This window comes from Thermophilibacter sp. ZX-H3, assembly GCF_052599055.1.
In genome coordinates, this window is record NZ_JBQXES010000001.1 from 68,192 (window position 1) to 88,960 (window position 20,769).

The window sequence follows — 20,769 nt, forward strand, 5'->3', positions numbered from 1 at the left end:
CCGCAACGTGGGGCGCCCCGGCACGCAGGAGAGCCGTGCCGGGGTGCCCTCTCTCAGGACGTCGACTAGGCCGAGTAGTTCGGGTCGGACGTGTCGATGTCGATGTCGAACATGTGGTAGATCAGGTTGCCGACCTTGGCGTTCTTGACGTAGGACTTGGCGACGAAGGAGTTCTTCGGCCAGTACAGCGGAATCGTCGCAAAGTCGACGCGGGTGACCAGGTTGTCGGCCTGCTTGTAGAGGTCGGCGCGGACGTCCTGGTCCTGCTCCTGGCGCGCCTCGGTGACGAGCTGGTCGAACTCGGGGCTGTTGTAGAACGAGGACTTGCCCTTGGCGTTGTCGGAGAGGAAGTACGTGTAGAGGTGGTTGTCGCCGTCGGCGTAGAGCGGGAACCAGCCCACGGCCGTGATCTGGCAGTTGCCGTCGGCCCAGTCGGAGGACCAGACGCCGTTGTCCTCGATGGTGAGCTTGAGGTCGACGCCGATCTCCTTCCAGTAGCTCTGGACGACGGTCATGTACGTCTCGTAGAGGTTCGCGCGGATCTTGGCCTCGAGCTGAAGGCCCTCGGCGCCGGCCTCCTTGATGAGCTCCTTGGCGCGCTCGGGGTCATACGGGATCTCGGCGTCGGGGTCGTGGCCCGGGGTCTGCGGGGCGAGCCAGCCCATGGCGGGCACGCCGGCGCCGGCGAGGACGGTGTCCACGAGGGCCTGGCGGTCGATGGAGATGGAGAGCGCCTCGCGGACGCGCGGGTCGGTGAGGCCCATGTCGTCACGCAGGTTGAGGTTCACGAAGTGCACGCCGAGCGTCTCGTAGAGCGTGATCTGGTCCTTGACGTCCGGGTCCTCCTGGTACTGCTTGAGCAGCGTGGCCTCGAGGTCGCACCAGTCGATGTCGCCGTTCTTGAAGGCGAGGAGCTTGGTGTTGTTGTCGTCGTAGTAGATGATGTGGACCTCGTCGAGGGCGGGCTCGCCGTCGTGGTACTCGGCGAACTTCTCCATGACGACCTCGGTGGTGTCGTCGTTGGAGACGATCTTGTACTTGCCGGTGCCCACGCAGTCGGTGCCCCAGCCCCACTTGCGGCCCTCGGACTCGACCTTCTCGACGGCTGCCTGCGGGAAGATGTCCGCGTAGTTGATGCCGAGGTTGTTGATGAAGGAGACCATCGGGTACTCGAGGACGAAGGTGAAGTGGGTGTCGTCCTCTACGGTCAGGCCCTCGAGCTCGGTGGCCTCGCCGTTGAGCATGGCCTTGGCGCCCTTGATCATGTCATACATGTAGGTGGACTTGGCCGCGGTCTCGGGCTTGAACATGCGCTCGAAGGAGAACTTGACGTCGTTGGCCGTGAGCGTGGAGCCGTCGTGGCACGCGATGCCCTCCTTGAGGGTGCAGTGCAGGGTCACGCCGTCATCCTCGAACGTGGGGATCTCGGTGAGCAGGCACGGGACGAGCTCGTTGTCCTCGGTCCAGCGCAGCGGGGCCTCGAAGATGCAGTCGGCAACCGAGGAGGAGCCGGAGTTCGTGGAGATCTGCATGTCCAGGCCGAGCTTGGGGTTGGACTGGCCGAAGCGCAGGATCTTCTTGACGGAGCCGTCCTCGTTGGTGGCGGGGGCCTCCTCCCCGCCGCATCCGGCGAGGGCCGCGGTGGCGGTGGCGGCACCCGCGAGGGCAGCGCCCTTCACGAAGCCGCGACGGGTGATCTTGTCGCTCATTGACATTCCTCCCTTGGTTACGTGGCGCGCCTTCCTCCGGCGCGCGGCATCTTCATTATGGGAGGCCAACTGTCAGTCCCTTGAAACCTTAACGTACGATTTACTTTGCTAAAGTCCTCTCGGCTCCCCTCCCTTGAGCCCGGTCGGCCGTTGTCCCATCCGGGGTTTCGGCAATCCTGTCGACTTTGGCGTTGCCCAATCTGGGGTCGTGGCAGCGACCGGGCTGCCACGACCCCCAATCCCGCAACGGGGCGAGAAGAACGCCCAGTTGACGCTCCGCCCCGATTGCCACGACCCCCAATGCGACAACGCGGCCTGCCCGGAAATTGCCGCGACCCCCAATTCCGCAGCGCGCGGAGGCCAGCTCGCCCCCCCGACCGAAAAAAGGGCCGCCCCGTGGGGCGGCCCTTGCTGAGGCTCCGTGAGAGAGGCGCTACTCGGCGTCCTCGTCCTTCTCGGCAGGCTTGTCGCTCTCGGGGAGCGGCTTGACCTCGACCTCGGTGCCGAGGGTCTCGGCCGCGGCCTTCATGGAGAGGGAGATGCGACGACGGTCGAGGTCGATCTCCATGACCTTCACCTGGACGGTGTCGCCCACGGTGCAGACCTGGGACGGCTGGTCGACATGCTGCTTGGCCATCTCGGAGATGTGCACGAGGCCCTCCACGCCCTCGCCGAGGTCGACGAACGCGCCGAAGGTGACGAGCTTGGTGACGGTGCCCTCGACGATGGCGTCGACCGGGTACTTCTTGACGAGGGAGCGCCAGGGGTCCTCAGTGGTCTGCTTGAGGCCGAGGGAGATGCGCTCGCGGTTGAGGTCGACGTCGAGAACCTGGACCTCGACCTCCTGGCCGACCTTGACGACCTCGGAGGGGTGGTTGACGTGGTTCCAGGAGAGCTCGGAGATGTGCACGAGGCCGTCGATGCCGCCGAGGTCGACGAAGGCGCCGAAGTCGACGATCGAGGAGACGGTGCCCTTGAGGCGCATGCCGACCTGCAGCTTGGAGAGGATCTCCTGGCGCTCGGCCTTGCGGGCCTCCTCGAGGACGACGCGGCGGGAGAGGACGACGTTGTTGCGGTTGCGGTCCATCTCGATGACGCGGGCCTCGATGCGGGTGCCGAGGTAGGCGTTGAGGTCCTTGACGCGACGGAGGTCGACGAGGGAGGCGGGCAGGAAGCCGCGCAGGCCGATGTCGAGGATCAGGCCGCCCTTGACGACCTCAATGACCTCGCCCTCGACGGTCTCGCCGGAGTTGAACTTCTCCTCGACGGCGTTCCAGGCGCGCTCGTACTCGGCACGCTTCTTGGACAGGACGAGACGGCCCTCCTTGTCCTCCTTCTGGAGAACGAGCGCCTCGATCTCGTCACCCATGGCGACGACCTCGGCCGGGTTGATGTCCTTGCGGATGGAGAGCTCGCGGGACGGGATGACGCCCTCGGACTTGTAGCCGATGTCAAGCAGAACCTCATCGCGCTCGATCTTGACGACGGTGCCGGTGACAAGATCGCCCTCATCGAAGTCGGTCACGGTGCCGTCGATGAGGTTGTTCATCTCCTCGTCTGAGATGTCATCCAGGGAGAAGATGGACGAGTTCTGAATCTCACTCAAAGGTGGACCCCTTTCGAACAACGGGGCCCCGGTCGTCATGGTCGCTGCCTGCAGTGCCTAGAATCGTGGCGTCTACGTGGAAACTTACATGCTCTCGGGGGCCGACAGATACGGTTGTGCGGGCCCCTGTGCCCACACGTGGACTAGAGTAGCGTTATGTGAGTGTGTATTTCAAGCGGAACTCTTGGGTATCTAGTAATTTTCTTACAGGAAATCTGCGGGGACGTCGCGCGCGCCCGAGGCGACGCAACGTCCCCTGACGCGACCAGGGAGGCCACCGTGATACGAGCCGTGCTCTTCGACCTCGACGACACGCTGCTGCGCCTCAACCTCACGGCCTTCGTGGCGCGCTACGTCGCCGGCGCCTCTCGGCTGCTCGCCGAGGCCGCGCGCACGAGCCCGGCCGCCCTCGGGGTCCCCTTCGTGCGGAGCCTGCTCGCCATCGACTCGCAGGACCGGCAGGACTCGCTCACCAACGAGCAGCTCTTCAACCAGACGTTCCAGGCGGCCTCGGGCATCCCGCTCGACGACCCCGTCATCCACGACCTCATCGACTGCTACGAGCGCGAGGTCGTCCCCGGCTACGCGCGCGGCATCGTGGCGGCGCGCCCCGTCGAGGGCGCGCGCGAGGCCATCGACGCCGTCTGGTCCGAGGGCCTCGTCTGCGCGCTCGCCACCAACCCCACGTTCTCCCTCGCCTGCGACCGCGCCCGGATGGAGTGGGCGGGCGTCCACGTGGACGACTTCGCCCTCGTCTCCACCATCTCGAACTCCACGCGCTGCAAGCCGAGCGCCCGCTACTACCAGGAGTTCGCCAACCTCCTGGGCGTTCGTCTCGAGGAGTGCCTCATGGTCGGCAACGACGCCGTGCGCGACCTGCCGCGCGCCGACTGCGGCCTGCGCACCGCCTACGTGGGCCACGCCCGGCCCAAGCGCGCCGTCTGGCGCGGCTCCATGGCCGAGCTCGCCCGCGAGCTGCCGGGCCTGGTCCGCCGACTCAACGAGGCCGACGCGCGCAAGGCGCGCTGAGGCGGGGCGCCCGGGGCCGTTTTGGCGCCGCCCTAGAAGACCGGGGTGTACATATCCCCCTCCGGCTCAGACAAAGGGACAGTTGCGAGAATAGGTGAGGGGTAGATATGTACACCCCGGTCTTTTACCCATGCCACCTCGGCGCCAGAAGTCCCGCCTCATGGGGTGGCCGCCCCTCCCCCGTGGCCGGATAATCCCCCTTTTGCCGGGAACTCTCCCTGGTTGGGCGCAACCTTTGATGCGCCACAAGCCCCACGGGGCGAGAAGAACCGTCACGCTCCCGAATCCGCCCCTTTCCACGGCGGTTGGGCCGCCGCGGGCGCCGCCACAGAAACGCCGCCCCGCACGACCGCGGGGGTCGGGCGGGGCGGCGACGGGAGGTTCTTCTCGCCAGGCGGGCTGGCCGGGGCGCTACACCCAGAAGAGCATCTGGTTGTAGGTGGGCACGGGCCAGTAGTCCTCGCCGCAGACCTTCTCCATGGCGTCCACGCACTCGCGCAGGTGCGCCATGGAGGGCAGGACGTTGTCGCGGTAGGCGAAGCACTGCTCGAGCGGGTCGGCCACCTCGCGGGCGGAGGCGTTGTTCGCCTCGAGGTCGGCCGCGGCCTCGTGGATGGCGGAGATGCCGTCCGTGAGCGTGCGCACGAGCTCCTTCTCGACCGGGCTCTCGATGCCGATCTCGGCCTTGGTGGCCACGGACGTCGCGATGTCCCCCGAGTAGTCGAAGAGCGCCGGCAGGTAGAGGTGGCGCGCCATGTAGACCATGGTGTTGGCCTCGATGTTCAGGAGCTTGGCGTACTGCTCGGCCTTGGAGACGTAGCGGGCGTGGAGCTCGGCCTCGTTCAGGACGTGGTACTTGGCGTAGAAGGCCACGGTCTCGGGCGCGGTGATGCAGGAGAGGGTGTCCGGCGTGGTCTTGAGGTTGGGCAGCCCGCGCCGGGCGGCCTCGGCCTCCCACTCCTCGGAGTAGCCGTTGCCCTCGAAGAGCACGCGCTGGTGGTCGCGCAGGGTGTGGCGCACCCAGCGCATGGCGAGCGCGGTGAACTCGTCGCCCGTCTTGCCCTCGAGCTTGGTGGCGAAGCGGTCGCACTGCTCGGCCACTGCGGTGTTGAGGACCACGTTGGGGTCGGAGAGGTTCTGCTGGCTGCCGCACATGCGGAACTCGAACTTGTTGCCCGTGAAGGCGAAGGGCGAGGTGCGGTTGCGGTCAGTGGTGTCGCGCAGGAGGTCGGGCAGCGCGGGGACGCCGAGGTCCATGCGCTCGGCCTCGTGGACCTCCGGCTCCTCCTTGTGGATGAGCGCCTCAACGATCTCGTGGAGCTGGTCGCCGAGGAAGACCGAGATGATCGCCGGCGGCGCCTCGTTGGCGCCGAGTCGGTGGTCGTTGCCGGCGGAGGCGACGCTCATGCGCAGCAGGTCGGCGTGCTCGTCGACGGCGGCCACGAGCGCAGCCAGGAAGACGAGGAACTGCAGGTTCTCGCTCGGCACCTCGCCAGGCTCCAGGAGGTTCTTGCCGTCGGCGCAGATGGACCAGTTGTTGTGCTTGCCCGAGCCGTTCACGTACTCGAAGGGCTTCTCGTGCTCGAGGCAGGCAAGGCCGTGGCGCGTGGCCAGGAGCTTGAGCTTCTCCATCGTGAGGAGGTTGTCGTCGATGGCGAGCGATCCCTGCTCGAAGATCGGCGCGAGCTCGTGCTGGGACGGCGCGACCTCGTTGTGCTTGGTCTTGACCGGCACGCCGAGCTTCCAGAGCTCGTCGTCGACCTCCTTCATGAAGTCGTTGACCGTCGGGCGGATGGCGCCGAAGTAGTGCTCCTCGAGCTCCTGGCCCTTGACCGGCTCGCAGCCGAAGAGCGTGCGGCCGCAGTAGATGAGGTCAGGGCGCTTCTCGTAGTCCTCCTCCTTGATGAGGAAGTACTCCTGCTCGGGCCCGATCGTGGTGAAGACGCGCTTGGGCTCGCGGCCGAAGAGCGCGAGCACGCGCTTCGCCTGCTTCTCGAGGGCCACCTGCGAGCGCAGGAGCGGCGTCTTCTTGTCGAGCGCCTCGCCGTTGTAGGAGACGAATGCCGTGGGGATGCACAGGACCTCGTCCTTGATGAAGGCCGGGCTCGTGGGGTCCCACGCGGTGTAGCCGCGCGCCTCGAAGGTCGCGCGCAGGCCGCCGGAGGGGAAGGAGGACGCGTCCGGCTCGCCCTGGACGAGCTCCTTACCCGAGAAGGACATGAGGATCGTGCCGTCGTCGATGGGCGTGAGGAAGCTGTCGTGCTTCTCGGAGGTGATGCCCGTGAGCGGCTGGAACCAGTGGGCGAAGTGCGTGGCGCCCTTCTCGAGCGCCCACTCCTTCATCGCGTGCGCGACCTCGTTTGCGATGTCGAGGTCGAGCGGCTTGCCGTCGTCGATGACCTGGCGAAGCTCCTTGTACGTCGGCTTGGGAAGCCGCTCCTGCATCACGGCGTCCGTGAAGAGCAGGTTCCCGTACTCCTCTGTGACCTTGTCCTTGCCCATGTGCGCCCCTTTTCGTCGTCGGCGTTGTGGCTTACGGCGGAATACTCTAAGGGGTCATTATTTCACGACCGTTGCCCCCGCGTGAAGCTCGCGGTGACGTTTGGTTGCCGTCGTGGGGCGTCCCGGTAACGAACGGCCATATGCCGGACCGTGCGAAGGGGACAGTCACTTTTGCACGCGAACACCGTGCAAAAGTGACTGTCCCCTTCGCACGGTCCCCTCCGCACGGTCCTTCTCGCCTGTCACTTCTCCAGAAACCACTTCCAGGCCGGTACCACCCGCACGGTCCCGCCCGGCGTTGAGACCTCGTCCTCCTCGTCAAGCGTCACGAGCGTCGAGGTCGAAAGGTTCGTCTCGGCCATCGCCCGCTCCAGGTTGCCGACCTCGCTTCGATACTTTGTCGAACGGGCTCCACCCTCCCCCGGCCGCGTTGCCCCGCTCTCAACGGCAACCTGCACCAGCTCGTACTCGGCGGCGAGCAGCGCGTCGCCAACCACGAAATCCACCTCCGGGCAAGCTGGCGAGCTGTAGCGGGCAATGACCCGGTCGCGATCTCCAGCGTGACGCCGCTTGAGCCCCATGAAGACCGCGGTCTCCAGCCTCTGCCCCAGGTCGACGTGACTGGCGGGCGCCACGGCGAGCGAGAGTCCCTGGTCCACGGAGTACAGCTTGTAGGCCGCCTTGGGGTTGTCGGCAATCGAGCGCGAATAGTCCGCGAGCTTGAACGCCAGATGAGCGTCCTGGAAGTCGTCGAGCAGCGCATAGGCCGACTCACTCGATATGGAAACCCCGGCGCTGCGCATGGCGTTTACCTGCTTGTTCACCGAGAACTTCAGGCCCGTCGAGCGTAGCGCGGCGAGGGCGAGCCGCCGCCCCGCCCTGAACGACGCGTTCCCAAAGCGCTCGAGCACATCCTTGGTCACAATCTCGTCAGCATAGGCCTGCAAGAGCCGCACACGGTCGATGGGGGTCATGCCCTGGACCGCGGGAAAGCCGCCGATGTCGAGATAGCTGAGAAATGCCTGAGAGAGCGCCGCCGCATCGCGCGTCGTGAAGATCTGGCCGGACGGAAGCGCGTCCCACCCGTGAAACGAGCAGAACTCGGCGAAGTCGAGCGGCCAAACCTCCGTTGCAAGCGAGCGGCCCCTCAGCCTGGTGGGGATGTCCAGAGAGAGCAGCTTCGAGGACGAGCCTGTGAGCACGAGCGTCACGTCGTTCTGCTCGGCGACGCGCCGCGCGAACGACGCCCAGTTGGGTATGTCCTGGATCTCGTCGAAGAAGAGGTAGCAGCCCTGAGCCGCCGCGGGGACGAGCGCGTAGTAGGCGTCCAGGACCCGCGACGCCGTGAGCTCGTCGAGCTCGCCCAAGCGGTCGTCGTCAAAGGGGAAGTACAGCATGAGCTCCCGCGGAACGCCCGAGCGCGCCAGGTCATCCATGAGCTGGAACAGGCGGAACGTCTTGCCACAGCGCCGCACGCCGATGAGGGTTGTGATGATGTTGCGACGCGCGGGGGCGGGCAGCTCGCCAAGCGCGTCACGTCGGCGCACGTATGTCGGGAGCTCATAGGCAAGGTACTCCGCCACGAGCTGCTCATACATGGGGTGCTCCAATCTTCTTCGGATTTCGGAGAAGATTGTACCTTAACTTCTTCGGAATCCGAAGAAGTTTGGCGTGCGAGGGGGCCGTGCAGAGGGGGCAGCCACCGTGCAAAGGGGACCGTGCAAAGGGGACAGTCACTTTTGCACGGTGTTCGCGTGCAAAAGCGACTGTCCCCTTTGCACGGTGGCTGCCCCCTCTGCACGGTCCCCTCGCACGGCCCCCTCCGTACGGTCCTTCTCGCCTACAATGATGCGAGCCAACAGACGAGAGGACGCACATGCCAGACGCCACCCGCACCATCGCCGTCATCGACGGAAACTCCCTCATGCACCGCGCGTTCCACGCGATTCGCCAGCCCATGAGCGCGCCGGACGGGCGCGCCACCAACGCCCTCTTCGGGTTCTTCAACATGTTCATCAAGATGGTGGACACCTTCCGCCCCGACGGCGTGATCTGCGCCTTTGACAAGGGCAAGCCGCGCGTGCGCATGGAGATGCTGCCGCAGTACAAGGCCCAGCGCCCGCCGATGGACCCGGCGCTGCACGAGCAGTTCCCTATGGTGAAGGAGCTGCTCGGCGCGCTCGACGTCCCCGTGGCCGAGCTCGAGGGCTGGGAGGGCGACGACATCCTGGGCACCCTGGCCCGGCGCGGCGAGGCGGCCGGCTACGACATGTACCTCTTCACCGGCGACCGCGACATGTACCAGCTCACGACCGACCACGTGAAGGTCGTCTCCACCAAGAAGGGCGTGACGGACGTGGTGATCATGGACCCCTCCACGGTGGAGGACCTCTACCACGGCATCACGCCGGAGCTCGTGCCCGACTTCTACGGCCTCAAGGGCGACTCCTCGGACAACATCCCCGGCGTGCCCGGCATCGGCCCCAAGAAGGCGGCCGCCCTCATCGTGCAGTACGGCAGCCTCGACGAGGTCATCGCGCATGCCGACGAGGTCAAGGGCAAGATGGGCGAGAACCTGCGCGCCCACGTGGAGGACGCGCTCGTCTCCCGCAAGGTGGCCACGATCCGCACGGACGCGCCGATCGAGCTCGACCTCGCCGACGCGCGCTTCCCCACCTTCGACCCGGTGGAGGTCACGCGCGCGTTCTCCGCGCTCGGGTTCACGGGCATGACCTCGCGCCTCGTCCGGCTTGCCGGCGAGGACGCCGTCGCCGCCGCACGCCAGGCGCTCGGCGAGAAGGACGAGCCCGCCCCGGCCGGCGTGGAGCTGCCCGCGCCGCTCGTCGCCGACGACGCGCTCGCGGCGCTCGACGCGGCCGTGCGGGACGGCTGGGTCGGCGTGGCGCTCGACGACGACCGAGCCGACGGGGCGCTCTTCGGCCTCGCGCACGTCCTGTGGGCCTACGACGGCGAGCGGCTCCTGCGCCTCGAGGGCGACGCCGCCGACGGGGCGCTCGCCCGGCTCCTGCGCGAGGGGCGCGTGGCCGCCGGCGACGTCAAGGCGCTCATCCACGCGCTCTCCCCCGCCGACTCGTCCAAGCCCGAGCTCCTCTCGCCCGGCGAGGTCGACCCCGCCCGCATCTTCGACGTTGCCGTGGCCGCCTACCTGCTCGACTCCGAGCGCGGCTCCTTCGGCCCCGCAGAGCTCGCAGAGGCGTACCTCGCCGAGACCCTCCCCGCCGCGAGCGACGAGCTCCCCGAGGCGGCGCTCGACGCGGTGCGCGCGCGCCTGCTCGTGCCGGCGCTCTCCGAGCGCATGGAGCGCGACGGCGCCACGGGGCTCTTCCGCGACATGGAGATGCCGCTCCTGCCGGTGCTCGCCGAGATGGAGCGCGTGGGCCTCGGCGTGGACGTGAGCGTGCTCGCGGCCCAGTCCGCAGAGCTCGGCGCGGAGATCGAGGGCATGGTCGAGAAGATCCACGCCGCCGCCGGCGAGGACTTCAACATAGACTCCCCGCAGCAGCTCTCCCACGTGCTCTTCGACGTGCTCGGGCTTCCCACCTTCGGCCTCAAGCGCACCAAGCGCGGCTTCTACTCCACCAACGCCAAGGTCCTCGGCGACCTGGCGACCGAGCACCCCATCGTGGCCGAGGTCCTCGACTACCGCGAGCGCTCCAAGATCAAGAGCACCTACCTCGACGCCCTCCCCGCGCTCGTGGCGGGCGACGGGCGCATCCACACCACGCTCAACCAGACGGTGACGGCCACCGGGCGCCTCTCGAGCTCGGACCCCAACCTGCAGAACATCCCCACGCGCTCCGAGCTCGGCCACCGCGTGCGCCAGGCGTTCACGGTACCGGAGGGCAGCGTGTTTCTCGCCTGCGACTACTCGCAGATCGAGCTCAGGCTGCTCGCCCACCTCTCCGGGGACGAGCACCTGGTCGCCGCCTTCTGCGAGGGCGCGGACTTCCACGCCGCCACCGCGGCGCGCGTCTTCGGCGTGCCGGTGGAGGAGGTCACGCCGCAGCTGCGCAGCCGCGCGAAGGCCGTGAACTTCGGCATCGTCTACGGGCAGCAGGCCTTTGGCCTCGCGAGCTCGCTCAAGATTCCGCGCGCCGAGGCGCAGGAGATGATCGACCGCTACTTCGAGGCCTACCCCGGCGTGCGCGCCTTCCTCGACGAGGCGGTGCGCGTCGCCCACGAGCGCGGGTACGCCGAGACGCTCTACGGCCGCCGCCGGCACATCCGCGAGTTCCAGCAGCGCAACCGCCAGCTCATCGCCTTCGGCGAGCGCACGGCGATGAACCACCCGATGCAGGGCACCGCCGCGGACATCATCAAGATCGCGATGGTGCGCGTGGAGCGGCGCCTCCACGAGGAGGGCCTTGCCGCCAAGCTCGTGCTGCAGATCCACGACGAGCTGGACCTCGAGGTCCCCGAGGCCGAGGTCGAGGCCGTGAGCGCGCTCGTGCGCGAGACGATGGAGGGCGTGGTGAAGCTGCGCGTGCCGCTGCTCGCCGAGGTCTCCTATGGTGCCAACTGGGCGGAGGCCAAGTGATGGCGAGCTGGGAGGAGTTTGCGCGCTCGGCGGGAGAGAGGCTCGCGACGGGCGAGAGGGACGCGCGCCCCGGCGCCCTCATGCAGGTGCAGGCCTGGTCGGACGGCTCGTCGCGCGGCAACCCGGGGCCAGGGGGCTACGGGGCGGTTCTTCGCTACGCGGGGCCAGACGGCCACACCTATGAGCGCGAGCTCTCGGCGGGATATCGCCGAACCACCAACAACCGCATGGAGCTCATGGGGGCGATCGCGGCGCTCGAGGCGCTGCGCCGCCCCTGCGCGGTCACGATGACGACGGACTCGCAGTACGTCTGCAACGCGTTCAACAAGAACTGGATCGGCGGCTGGCTCCGCCGCGGATGGAAGACCGCGAGCAAGCAGCCGGTGAAGAACGTCGACCTCTGGAAGCGGCTGCTGACCGCCTGCGACTCGCACGAGGTCACCTGGGTCTGGGTCAAGGGCCACGCGGGGCATCCCGAGAACGAGCGCTGCGACGAGCTGGCGACGTCCGCCGCCGACGGGACGGGCCTTCAGGAGGACGCCGGCTTCGAGGGATAGCGGCGGCGCGAGGCTCTTCTCGGTCGTTCTTCTCGCCCGCCTCCCGTTCTTCTCGCCCGCGTCCCGTACTTCTCGGCCGCCTCCCCTCCCACCTCCTTAGGTGAGCATAATCTTCGAACTAGCACGACTCACCTAAGGACGAGGCGAGAAGAACAACTGGGCAAACGTCACTCACCTAAGAAATTCGTGCAAGAAAGTTCGATATCTGTGCTCACCTAAGTCGCGGGGCGAACCGCGAGCGAGCAAGCGGGGCAGCGCGGCAAGGGCGCGAGCGCGTCGTAGGCGAGTTTTTCACCCGTCTTCCCGGCCCTTCTCGCCGGCTCTTCTCGCCGTGCGCTAAGTGAGCAAAGACTTCGAACTTTCTCGACTCACCTAAGCGCGGGGCGAGAAGAACAACTGCGCTAACGTGACTCACCTAAGAAAACCACGCAAGATAGCTAGATTAATTTGCTCACCTAAGCGCGCAGGAGAGCAGGGCGCGCAGGAGAGTAGGGCACACGGGAGAGTAGGCGCACAGGAGAGCGCGGCCTCCTGGTCGCCTCGCCGGGGAACGGCAGCCGTGTCGGCCGGCGGCCGGCGGCGCCTCACATGCGAAACGCCGCCACGAGCTCGGTCACGCCGTTGAAGACGAGGCCGAAGCCGGCAATGGAGAACATGAGGTCGACAAGGGCAAACGGCGAGGCCACCACGAGCACGCCGAGGATGACGGTGAGAACGGCGAGCACCGTCCCCATGCCGGCGGCCGGGGAGCCCAGCGCCGCGAGCGAGCGCGCCTCCGCGAAGTCGCCAAGGCCGGAGAAGAGGATGAACACGCCCACGATCACCACGAGCCAGTTCACGAACATCCCGGGCCAGAACCAGAGAATGGCGCCGAAGACCAGCTCGACGAGGCCGACGAAGAGGTCGGACTGCGTCGAGACGTCGCGGGCGCGGGCGTAGCCCACGAGCGTGATCGCGCCCGTGATGGCGAGCACCCCGCCGAAGAGGGTCGTGAGGAAGAGCGCCACGCCGGCCGGGTTGAGCAGGATCACCACGCCGGTGAGAAGCGAGGCGATTCCCATGAGGACCACCGTCGCGCGGGCGCGCTGGAACGAGTTAGCCATGATGCCACCTTAGGTTGGGCGACGGACTCTCCGTCGCATGACGTCTTTCTACCCTCTTGCCCCGCGCGTCAACGCGGTGCGCCCCGCCGGCGCGATACACTAGCCACGTGGGATCTCTCGGAAGCGACGCGAGGAGGGGCCATGCCCGCGCTCATCACGCACCACATATTCGGCGAGGACGTCATCGCGAGCCTGCCCGACGGCATCGTGAGCGGCGAGGAGGAGAAGCTCGCCTTCCTGCTCGCAAACCAGGGTCCGGACCCCCTCCTCGCCCGGTTCTCGGCCCTGCCCGCCACGGCGCGCGCCTGTCACCGCCTCGCGCGGCTCATCCAGGGAGGCTGCGTCACGCGCGCGTTCTGGGCGCTGCGCGACGGCGTGAGCCGCCTGCCCGCCGCCGACAAGGGCGTCGGGCGCGCCTTCGCGCTCGGCTTTCTCGGCCACTACGCGCTCGACCGCGCGGCGCACCCCCTCGTCGTCTCCCAGCAGCGTGCCCTCGTCGAGGCGGACCGCACGCTCGCCGCAGTCGCGAGCGACGTGCACGCCGTGATCGAGTCGGACATCGACAGCTGGATCCTCTGGGAGAAGCGCGGCGCCACCGTGCTCGAGCGGCCCGCCGCCGGGAACCTCATGCGGACCGAGCGCGTCGAGCGCGTGGGCGGGGCACTCGTCTCCCAGCTCTCGCTCGCCGTCTTCGGGCTCGAGCTCGGGGCGCGGGAGTACGCCGGCAGCGTGCGGGACCTCGAGCGCGCCTACCGCCTCATCGACCCCGCCGGGTCGCCGCGCGCGCGTGCGGTCAGTGCCCTCGAGCGGCTCGCGCGCGGGCGCTCCTGGGCAGCGGCTGCGGCGCACTACGTGCGGCGCGACGAGGACTGCCCCGCGGCAAACCTCGGCTGCCTCCCCTGGCGCGACCCCTTCACGGGGCGCATCCGCTCCGAGAGCCTGGCCGACCTCTTCGACGAGGCGCGCCTCTCCTACCCCGCGCTCGCCGAGGCATTCGTGCGCGGGGACCGAGGCGGCTTCAGGAGGCTCGTCGGCGGGCTCGACTACGCGGGGCGGCCGGGGACGGACGACTGACGTCGGCGGCCCCTCCCCTCCTCTTCGCGTTTGCACGTGCAAACGCGCCGGCGCATGGCATGGCGAGAAGAACCATCAAGCCCCTGAGCAGCACGGATGCGAATCAGTCACCACGGCGCCCCTCGCGTTTGCTCGTGCAAACTCGAGGGGTGCCGCCATTGGCGTGCGTCGGGAGACGGGACGAGGCCGGTGGGGCGCCACGGCCGGGGCGCGGCCCTAGAGCCAGACGAGGGTGTCGGGCGGCTCGGGACCCTCGTCGGCGGGGCGGGCGTCTCGGGAGCCCTCGCCCCACGTCGCCGACTCCTCGAGCCAGGGGCGGCGACGCTCCGGAAGCGCGGAGAAGGGCCGCTCCTCCCCGTCCTCGAGCCAGACGAGGGACTCGGCCTCGTGCGCCGGGGACTCCTCGACGCCCGGCGTCGGGTCCTCGGAGCCCGCCACCACCGTGGCCGACCCCCGGACGAACATGATGCCGACCGGCCCGTCCATGGCTATATCCCCAGCTCGGCGGCTGCCTCTGCCGCGCAGGACAGGGCGTCTGCTATGGCGCTCACCACGAGCGAGGACCCCGTCCTCGCGTCACCGGCGAGAAAGACGGGCGTCTCACCGGGCGCCGCGGCGCGATGGGCGCCCCCCTCGGTGACGGGAAGCCCCCGCTCGCCCACGGAGACGCCCAGCGCGTCCAGCACGCCGCGCTCCGGGCCCGTGAAGCCGCAGGCTATGAGCACGAGCTGCGCCGGGACCTCGCGCTCGCTGCCGACGACGCGCTCGGGCGCGCCGCCCGACCAGTCGAGGTCGGCCACGCGCAGGCCACGGACCGCGCCGTCCGCGTCGAGAAGGACCTCGAGCGTGTCCACGCCCCAGGAGCGCATCTCGCCGCCCATGGACGCGATGGCCTCGGCCTGGCCGTAGTCGGTCTTGAGCGTGGAGGGCCACTCGGGCCAGCGCGTGACGCCCGGGCCCGGCTCGGCGGGACGCGGCAGGAACTCGACCTGCCGCAGCGAGCGAGCGCCCTGGCGGACGGCGGTGCCCAGGCAGTCGTTGCCCGTGTCGCCGCCGCCGACGACCACCACGTCGCGGCCCTCGGCGCTCACCGCGGGCTCGCCGCCGTCCAAGAGCGCCCGCGTGGAGGCCGTGAGGTAGTCCACGGCCCAGACAACGCCGCCCGAGGCAAGCCCCTCCTCGAAGCCCGCCGCGGCGAGCCCCCGCGGCCGGCGCGCGCCCGCGGCCACGACCACGGCGTCGCTCTCCGCGAGGAGCGCCGACGCCACGTCCTTCTCGGCAGCGTCCGTGTTGAGGCGAAACTCGATCCCCAGCTCCTCCATGAGCGCGACGCGCCGCGCGACCACCCGCTTCTCGAGCTTCATGTTGGGGATGCCGTAGGTGAGCAGGCCCCCCGCGCGGTCCGCGCGCTCGACGACCGTCACGCGGGCCCCGCGCCGGGCGAGCTCCCACGCGGCCGCAAGGCCGGCCGGCCCGGAGCCCACCACGGCGACGCGCGGGGCGCCCGGCGCCGCCGGCGGGAAGCGTCGGGGGCCGCCATGCGCCCACTCCCAGTCGGAGATCGCGCGCTCGTTGTCGTGGATCGTCTCCGGCTCGCCGTGACAGCCCAGGTTGCAGGCGGCCTCGCAGAGCGCGGGACACACGCGGCTCGTGAACTCCGGGAGCGGGGAGGTGAGCGCCAGCCTATCGGCGGCCTCGCGCATGAGGCCCCGATAGAGGAGGTCGTTCCACTCGGGGATGAGGTTGTGGAGCGGGCAGCCGCTCGGGCGCGCGCCGCCGAAGCCAAGGCCCGTCTGGCAGAACGCCACGCCGCACATCATGCAGCGGCTCGCCTGCGCGCGGCGGCGGGCCTCGTCAAGCTCCCCGTGGAGCCCCTCGTAGTCGAGCACGCGCTCGGCCACCGGCCGCAGCGGCTCCGTCTCGCGGTCAACCGTCAGGTACGCACCAGGCCTTCCCATGCTAGCCCTCCCTCATGACGTCGAACGCGCGCTCGAGCGCGGCCTCGCGGGACGCGCCCGCTGCCTCCGCCTCGGCCACCAGGCCGAGGACCCGCTCGTAGTCGCGCGGTATCACCTTCACGAAGCTGTCACGCGCCTCGTCGAACTGGTAGAGGAGCTTGATGCCGCGCGGGCTCGCCGTGCGGCGCACGTGCTCCTCCACGAGCGAGCGCACGAGCTCGAGGTCCTTCTCGCCCGGCTCCTCCAGGTTCACGAGCTCCCGGTTGCAGCGCCTGGCGAGCGTGCCGAAGCGGTCGTAGACGTAGGCCACGCCCCCCGACATGCCCGCGGCGAAGTTGGGGCCCACCTCGCCGAGCACGACCACGGTGCCGCCGGTCATGTACTCGCAGCCGTGCGCGCCCACGCCCTCCACCACCACCGTGGCGCCGGAGTTGCGCACGCAGAAGCGCTGGCCCGCAAGGCCGTTCACGAAGGCGCGCCCGCCCGTGGCGCCGTAGAGGGCCACGTTGCCCACGATGACGTTCTCGTCGAACTTGTAGGTGGCGCCGTCCGCGGGCCGCACGGAGAGGACGCCGCCCGAGAGGCCCTTGCCGAAGTAGTCGTTGGCGTCGCCCGCCACGTTGAGCGCGACGCCCGCCGGCAGGAAGGCGCCGAAGCTCTGGCCCGCCGAGCCCGCGCAGTCAACCGTGACCGAGCCCTCCGGGAGGCCGTCGGGGTGCGCGGCCGTCACGCGGCTGCCGAGTATCGTGCCCACGCAGCGGTTCACGTTGTCGATGTCCGCGCGCAGGCGGATGGGCTCGAGGTGCGCGCGGGCGCGCTCGGTGTAGGGCACGAGCAGCGTGGCGTCGAGCGTGCGGCCGAGCTCCAGGTCGGCCGCCATCTCGGGCAGGAAGCGCGGCGCGTCGGCGCCGGGGATCTGCCGCCCGAACTCGCAGACGCCGGGGGCGAGAAGGTCGGAGAGGTCCAGGCGGTTGGCCTTCCAGTTGGCCTCCCCGGCGACGGGCACCTGCGTGAGGCAGTCGGCGCGGCCGACCATCTCGTCCACCGTGCGAAAGCCCAGCGACGCCATGATCTCGCGCAGCTCCTCGGCCACGAACGTCATGAAGTTCACCACGTGCTCGGGCCGTCCCGAGAAGCGGGCGCGCAGGCGGCAGTCCTGCGTGGCCACGCCCGCCGGGCAGGTGTCGCGCTGGCAGTCGCGCTGCATGAGGCAGCCGCAGGCGATGAGCGGCATCGTGGCGAAGCCGAACTCCTCGGCGCCCAGAAGCGCCGCGATCGCCACGTCGCGCCCGCTCATGAGCTTGCCGTCCGTCTCGAGCACCACGCGGGAGCGCAGGCCGTTGCGCAGGAGCGTCTGCTGCGTCTCGGCGAGGCCGATCTCGAACGGGATGCCCGCGTGGTAGATGGAGTCTCGCGGGGCGGCGCCGGTGCCGCCGTTGTGCCCGGAGACGAGGATCTTGTCGGCCCCGCCCTTGGCCACGCCCGTGGCGATGGTGCCCACGCCCGCGAGGGCGCAGAGCTTGACCGAGACGCGGGCGCCGGGGTTGGCGCACTTGAGGTCGAATATCAGCTCGGCGAGGTCCTCGATCGAGTAGATGTCGTGGTGCGGCGGGGGCGAGATGAGGCTCACGCCAGGCGTTGACTGACGCACCTCGGCGATCCACGGGTAGACCTTCTTGCCGGGCAGATGGCCGCCCTCGCCGGGCTTGGCGCCCTGCGCCATCTTGATCTGGATCTCGGTCGCGGAGACCAGGTAGCGGCTCGTCACGCCGAAGCGCCCGGACGCCACCTGCTTGATCGCGGAGCGCGCGGAGTCGCCGTTGGCGCGCGGCGTCTCGCGCGCGGGGTCCTCGCCGCCCTCGCCGGAGTTGGAGCGGCCGTGCAGGCGGTTCATCGCCACGGCGAGGCACTCGTGCTGCTCGCGCGAGATGGAGCCGTAGCTCATGGCGCCGGTGTTGAAGCGCCGCACGATCTCGCTCGCGGGCTCCACCTCCTCGAGCGGCACGGGCGCGCCGGCGGGCGAGAAGCCCATGAGGTCGCGCAGGGTGACGGCGCGTCCGGGCCGGTGCACCCACGCGGAGTACTCCTTGAAGAGGCCGTAGTCGCCCTCGCGGCAGGCGCGCTGCAGGAGGTAGATGGCCTTGGGGTCGATGAGGTGCTCCTCGCCCGCCGGGCGCCACTTGGTGAGGCCGAGCGTGGGGAGCTGGTCCGGCGCGGGGGACGCGGCGAGCCCCGTCGCGGCGGCGCGGCGCGCGTCGAGCTCCCGCTGGAGGTCGTCCGCCGTGAGGCCGCCCACGCGCGTGGCCGTGAAGGTGAAGCACTTCTCGACGAGCTCCTCGGAGAGCCCCAGGACCTCGAAGATCTGCGCGGAGTGGTAGCCCTGCATCGTGGAGATGCCCATCTTGGACATGACGGAGACGATGCCCGCCGTGACCGCCCGGTCGAAGTTGGCGCAGGCCTCCTCCGGGGAGAGCGCGAGCTCGCCGCGGGCGCACAGGTCGCGGATGCAGTCGTGCGCCAGGTACGGGTGGATGCCGCTCGCCGAGTAGCCCACGAGGCACGCGAAGTCATGGGCGCAGAGGGCGTCGCCGGTCTCCACCACGAGGTCCGCGCGCGTGCGCAGGCCGCAGCGGATGAGGTGGTTGTGCACGCAGCCGAGGGCGAGCGGGGACGGGATCGGCGCCTCGCCGGAGCCCGCGCGGTCGGAGATCACCACGATGTTGGCCCCGGAGCGCACGTCCTTCTCGGCCTGCGCCGCCAGGGCGTCCAGGGCCTCGGCCAGCGCGTGCGGGCCCGCACCGGCGGGGTAGGTCGCGCTGAGGCGCGCCACGGCGAAGCCCGCGCGGTCGATCGCGCAGACTCGCCGGAAGTCGGCCTCGGAGAGGATGGGGCCGGGCAGGCGCACGAGGCGGCAGGCGTCGCGGCAGTCCTCGAGGAGGTTCCCGTGGTTGCCGAGGTAGAGCGTCGTGCTCGTGACCATGCTCTCGCGCAGCGCGTCGATCGGCGGGTTGGTGACCTGCGCGAAGAGCTGATGGAAGTAGTCGAAGAACGAGCGCGTCTTGGTGGAGAGGCACGCGAGCGGCGCGTCCACGCCCATCGACGCCAGCGGCACCGACCCCTTCTCCGCCATGGGCCGCACGACCTCGTCCACGTCGTCGTAGTGCCAGCCGTAGGCGGCGAGGCGCGACGCGAGGGAGGGGGCGGCGCCGGCAGGCGGCGTCGGCCCGTCCTGCGGCGCGGGCTCGGGCAGGTCCTGGAGCTCGATCGTCTCCTCGTCGATCCAGTCGCGATAGGGCTTCTCGCCCGCCAGGCGGTCGCGGACCTCGTCGTTCCAGACGACGCGCCCCTGCACGGGGTCCACCTCGAGCATCTCGCCGGGGCCGAGGCAGCCCGTGCGCAGGATGTTCTCGGGCTCGACGTCGATGGTCCCCACCTCCGAGGCGAGGATCAGCCGGTCGTCGCGCGTCACGTAGTAGCGCGCGGGTCGCAGGCCGTTGCGGTCGAGCGCGGCGCCGAGCATGCGCCCGTCGGTGAAGACGATCGCCGCGGGGCCGTCCCAGGGCTCCATGAGCATGGACTGGTAGGCGTCGTAGGCGCGGCGCTTCTCGCCGAGGGCGGGGTTCTTGTCCCAGGGCTCGGGCATCATGAGCGTGACCGCGCGGTCGAGGGGCCGCCCGTTCATGACGAGGAACTCGAGCACGTTGTCCAGGATCGCGGAGTCAGAGCCCTCGCGGTTGATGATCGGCATCACGCGCTCGAGGTCGGCGCCCAGCACGGGCGAGTAGAGCCGCGGCTCGCGGGCGCGGATCCAGGAGACGTTGCCGCGCAGGGTGTTGATCTCGCCGTTGTGGATGAGGTAGCGGTTGGGGTGGGCGCGCTCCCAGGAGGGCGTGGTGTTGGTGGAGTAGCGCGAATGCACGAGGGCGAGCGCGGTCTCCACCGCGGCGTCGTTGAGGTCCAGGTAGAAGCGGCGCATCTGCGTGGCGACGAGCATGCCCTTGTAGACGATCGTGCGGCTGGACATGCTGCAGACGTAGAAGATCTTGCCCTCGAGCGCGGGCGTGGCGTCGGCCGCGCGCTCGATGGTGCGACGGCAGACGTAGAGGCGGCGCTCGAAGTCCTGGCCCCGGGCCACGTCCTCCGGCCGGCGCAGGAACGCCTGGTAGATGGTGGGCATGCAGGCGCGCGCCGTGGAGCCGAGGTCGTGCGGGTCCACCGGGACCTCGCGCCAGAACATGAGCGGCACGCCGCACTCGGCGCAGCCGCGCTCGAAGACCTGGCGCGCCGCCGTCACGCCGGCGGCGTCGTCGTGCGGCAGGAACAGCATGGCCACGCCGTAGTCGCCCTCGTCGGGCAGCAGCTGGCCCTCCTTCTGCGCCTCCTTGCGGAAGAAGCGGTGCGGCACCTGGAAGAGCACGCCCGCGCCGTCGCCGGTGTTGCGCTCGAGGCCCTTGCCGCCGCGGTGCTCCAGGTTCACGAGCACCGAGAGCGCGTCGTCGAGCGTCTGGTGGCTGCGCTTCCCGTGCAGGTGCGCGATGGCGCCGATGCCGCAGGCATCATGCTCGAAGCTCTCGCGATAAAGACCGCGGTTCATGGGACTCCCCTCGTTCGACTTCAAGGGGAGTCTACGGCGCGCCCGCGCCGGGCGAGAAAAACGAGACCGACTTGCTACG

12 protein-coding genes are annotated in these 20,769 nt (G+C 69.5%); 4 read left to right on the plus strand and 8 right to left on the minus strand.

Annotated elements, in window-relative coordinates; all coding sequences use genetic code 11:
• Positions 1–65: 65 nt before the first annotated feature.
• A complete protein-coding gene (locus tag ACULPM_RS00310) occupies positions 66–1,709 on the minus strand; it encodes an ABC transporter substrate-binding protein (RefSeq protein ID WP_445330851.1) in 1,644 nt (547 codons plus the stop codon).
• Between the two features lie 433 nt (positions 1,710–2,142).
• Positions 2,143–3,315 (minus strand): 30S ribosomal protein S1, encoded by a 1,173-nt coding sequence (rpsA, locus tag ACULPM_RS00315; protein WP_075279845.1) that lies wholly within the window; start codon positions 3,313–3,315, stop codon positions 2,143–2,145.
• A gap of 279 nt (positions 3,316–3,594) precedes the next feature.
• Here rpsA and ACULPM_RS00320 point away from each other — a divergent pair, with 279 nt between their 5' ends.
• Positions 3,595–4,344: an HAD family hydrolase gene (locus ACULPM_RS00320; RefSeq protein WP_167929763.1), complete on the plus strand. Its 750-nt coding sequence runs from the start codon at positions 3,595–3,597 to the stop codon at positions 4,342–4,344.
• 411 nt (positions 4,345–4,755) lie between these two features.
• On the opposite strand, the gene ACULPM_RS00325 is transcribed toward ACULPM_RS00320, so the two are convergent.
• Together ACULPM_RS00325 and ACULPM_RS00330 are read right to left on the minus strand one after the other, a co-directional pair.
• Positions 4,756–6,846, minus strand: coding sequence for a glutamine synthetase III family protein (locus ACULPM_RS00325; protein ID WP_445330852.1), 2,091 nt, complete (start codon positions 6,844–6,846; stop codon positions 4,756–4,758).
• A gap of 242 nt (positions 6,847–7,088) precedes the next feature.
• Entirely contained in the window at positions 7,089–8,444 is a 1,356-nt protein-coding gene (locus ACULPM_RS00330) for an ATP-binding protein (protein WP_445330853.1), read from the minus strand.
• Between the two features lie 278 nt (positions 8,445–8,722).
• Between ACULPM_RS00330 and polA the strand changes: the two genes are divergently transcribed.
• Entirely contained in the window at positions 8,723–11,404 is a 2,682-nt protein-coding gene (polA, locus tag ACULPM_RS00335) for a DNA polymerase I (protein WP_445330854.1), read from the plus strand.
• Between the two features lie 80 nt (positions 11,405–11,484).
• A complete protein-coding gene (rnhA, locus tag ACULPM_RS00340; protein WP_445330920.1) occupies positions 11,485–11,961 on the plus strand; it encodes a ribonuclease HI in 477 nt (158 codons plus the stop codon).
• A 584-nt stretch (positions 11,962–12,545) separates the two neighbouring features.
• On the opposite strand, the gene ACULPM_RS00345 is transcribed toward rnhA, so the two are convergent.
• Positions 12,546–13,064, minus strand: a complete 519-nt coding sequence (locus ACULPM_RS00345) for an HdeD family acid-resistance protein (protein ID WP_167929767.1) — start codon at positions 13,062–13,064, stop codon at positions 12,546–12,548.
• Positions 13,065–13,205: 141 nt separating this feature from the next.
• On the opposite strand from ACULPM_RS00345, the gene ACULPM_RS00350 reads away from it, so the two are divergent.
• Positions 13,206–14,138, plus strand: coding sequence for a zinc dependent phospholipase C family protein (locus ACULPM_RS00350; RefSeq protein ID WP_445330855.1), 933 nt, complete (start codon positions 13,206–13,208; stop codon positions 14,136–14,138).
• A gap of 216 nt (positions 14,139–14,354) precedes the next feature.
• On the opposite strand, the gene ACULPM_RS00355 is transcribed toward ACULPM_RS00350, so the two are convergent.
• The 3 genes from ACULPM_RS00355 to gltB are packed head-to-tail and all read right to left on the minus strand — an operon-like array spanning position 14,355 to position 20,690.
• Entirely contained in the window at positions 14,355–14,624 is a 270-nt protein-coding gene (locus tag ACULPM_RS00355) for a hypothetical protein (protein ID WP_167929769.1), read from the minus strand.
• A 2-nt stretch (positions 14,625–14,626) separates the two neighbouring features.
• Positions 14,627–16,096, minus strand: coding sequence for a glutamate synthase subunit beta (locus ACULPM_RS00360; protein ID WP_445330856.1), 1,470 nt, complete (start codon positions 16,094–16,096; stop codon positions 14,627–14,629).
• Position 16,097: 1 nt separating this feature from the next.
• Positions 16,098–20,690, minus strand: coding sequence for a glutamate synthase large subunit (gene gltB / locus ACULPM_RS00365; RefSeq protein ID WP_445330857.1), 4,593 nt, complete (start codon positions 20,688–20,690; stop codon positions 16,098–16,100).
• Positions 20,691–20,769 lie beyond the last annotated feature (79 nt).

What these genes read in the sequence shown, in the direction of transcription:
- gltB (WP_445330857.1), bottom strand. Translation starts at nt 20,690, where the DNA reads ATGAACCGCGGTCTTTATCGCGAGAGCTTCGAGCATGATGCCTGCGGC.
- ACULPM_RS00330 (WP_445330853.1), bottom strand. Translation starts at nt 8,444, where the DNA reads ATGTATGAGCAGCTCGTGGCGGAGTACCTTGCCTATGAGCTCCCGACA.
- rnhA (WP_445330920.1), top strand. Translation starts at nt 11,485, where the DNA reads ATGCAGGTGCAGGCCTGGTCGGACGGCTCGTCGCGCGGCAACCCGGGG.
- ACULPM_RS00325 (WP_445330852.1), bottom strand. Translation starts at nt 6,846, where the DNA reads ATGGGCAAGGACAAGGTCACAGAGGAGTACGGGAACCTGCTCTTCACG.
- ACULPM_RS00345 (WP_167929767.1), bottom strand. Translation starts at nt 13,064, where the DNA reads ATGGCTAACTCGTTCCAGCGCGCCCGCGCGACGGTGGTCCTCATGGGA.
- ACULPM_RS00355 (WP_167929769.1), bottom strand. Translation starts at nt 14,624, where the DNA reads ATGGACGGGCCGGTCGGCATCATGTTCGTCCGGGGGTCGGCCACGGTG.
- ACULPM_RS00350 (WP_445330855.1), top strand. Translation starts at nt 13,206, where the DNA reads ATGCCCGCGCTCATCACGCACCACATATTCGGCGAGGACGTCATCGCG.
- ACULPM_RS00310 (WP_445330851.1), bottom strand. Translation starts at nt 1,709, where the DNA reads ATGAGCGACAAGATCACCCGTCGCGGCTTCGTGAAGGGCGCTGCCCTC.
- ACULPM_RS00360 (WP_445330856.1), bottom strand. Translation starts at nt 16,096, where the DNA reads ATGGGAAGGCCTGGTGCGTACCTGACGGTTGACCGCGAGACGGAGCCG.
- polA (WP_445330854.1), top strand. Translation starts at nt 8,723, where the DNA reads ATGCCAGACGCCACCCGCACCATCGCCGTCATCGACGGAAACTCCCTC.